This window comes from Allobosea rubneri (genome assembly GCF_032464875.1).
In the GTDB taxonomy this organism is placed as follows: domain Bacteria; phylum Pseudomonadota; class Alphaproteobacteria; order Rhizobiales; family Beijerinckiaceae; genus Allobosea; species Allobosea rubneri.
Genome location: NZ_JAWDID010000125.1, coordinates 1 through 1,494, shown reverse-complemented (window position 1 = coordinate 1,494; position 1,494 = coordinate 1). Strand labels below are relative to the sequence as shown.

At 63.9% G+C, this 1,494-nt stretch carries 1 protein-coding gene and 1 pseudogene; one reads left to right on the top strand and one right to left on the bottom strand.

Translation table 11 applies throughout. The features are described from left to right. Positions 1 to 40 precede the first annotated feature (40 nt). On the bottom strand, positions 41 to 211 hold the full coding sequence (locus RKE40_RS29560) for a peptidoglycan-binding domain-containing protein (RefSeq protein WP_316021722.1): 171 nt from the start codon (positions 209 to 211) through the stop codon (positions 41 to 43). A gap of 119 nt (positions 212 to 330) precedes the next feature. Between RKE40_RS29560 and RKE40_RS29555 the strand changes: the two are divergent. Then, positions 331 to 1,358 (top strand): annotated as a pseudogene (locus RKE40_RS29555) (IS110 family RNA-guided transposase). Positions 1,359 to 1,494 lie beyond the last annotated feature (136 nt).

The window sequence follows — 1,494 nt, the reverse complement described above, 5'->3', positions numbered from 1 at the left end:
GGCTCCGGCCGGCCGGGCTTCGGCGCGGCGATCGCCTGCTTCAGGGCGGCGATGGTCTGGCGCCCGGGATCGCCGTCGACGACGGTCCGTAGCGCGCCTGGAAGACCTCGACAGCGCGCTTCGTGTCGGCGCCGAACTTCCCGTCGGCACCAGCCGACCCGACGGGGATGCCGAGCGCGATCATCGCCCGCTGAATCTCAGCGTTCGTCATGGTGTTCTCCGGGCGTGAAAAAGGTTGGGCCATTGGGCTCGCGTCGCGGGGGCGATGCGGCGGTGGCCGATGCGTTCTAGGCTCCACCGATCCAGCCCAGCGGATCAGGGAGAAGAGCGATGGAGTGCTTTGTCGGCTTGGACGTTTCGGTGAAAACGACGAGGGTTTGCGTGATGGATGCTGGCGGAACGATCCTCCGGGAAGGCAAGGCGGAGAGTTCGCCCGAAGCTTGCCGCGTTCCTATCTGGTTGCAGTGACCGCTATGCGCGTGTCGGTCTGGAAGCCGGCCCGCACTGCCAATGGCTCTATGCCGGTCTAGCCAAAGCCGGCTTTCCGGTGGTCTGCATTGAGACACGCCATGCTCAGGCGGTTCTGAGCGCCCGACCGAACAAGACCGATCGCAACGACGCACGCGGCATCGCCCAGATGATGCGGGTCGGGCTCTATCGCTCGGTTCACGTCAAGACGCTGGCCAGTCAGAAGATCCGGGCGCTGCTGAGCGGTCGCCGCTTTCTTCAGGCCAAACTGCTCGATGTCGAGAACAGCATTCGCGGCCTGCTCCGCAACTTCGGTCTGAAGGTCGGCATGGTCACGCGGGCTCGCTATGAAGCGCGCATCCTCGAGCTGATCGAGGATGTGCCCTCATTGCAAGCGATCATCGAGCCGATGCTGGCAGTGCGCCGGGTCGTTCGTGAGCAGTATGTGGCCCTGCATAAGAAGATGCTCGCTCTGGCGCGCGTCGACGACGATTGCCAACTATTGATGAGCGCTCCGGGTGTCGGCCCCTTCGTTGCGCTGACCTATCGTGCTGCGGTCGATGAGCCTGCCCGCTTTCAGCGCTCCCGCTCGGTCGGCGCCCATTTCGGGCTGGCGCCACGAACACATCAATCCGGCGAGATCGACCGACGCGGTAGGATCACCAAAAGCGGCGACGAGACACTCCGATCAGCCTTGTTCGAGGCGGCGCTGGTCCTCTTGCGACCGCAGGCCAAGCCCTCAGCACTCAAGGCCTGGGGCCTGCGTGTCGCCAAGCGGCGCGGTATGGCCAAGGCGATGATCGCGGTCGCGCGCCGCTTATCCGTCATCCTGCATCGTATGTGGGTACCGCATGCCCTTCCGCTGGATAGCCGAACCGACCCAAGCCTGATCTCTCCAACTGTCCGTCGTCAGATGATTTGAGGCTGTTTCGATGTCTCAGGAACGGAGGCTCTGGCTCATCTGGGTTTGAGGTTATGCGGCCTTCAGCTGATGCTGCAAGCGTCTCTGCTGGATGGTCTGGCGCT

What these genes read in the sequence shown, in the direction of transcription:
- RKE40_RS29560 (WP_316021722.1), bottom strand. Translation starts at nt 211, where the DNA reads ATGACGAACGCTGAGATTCAGCGGGCGATGATCGCGCTCGGCATCCCC.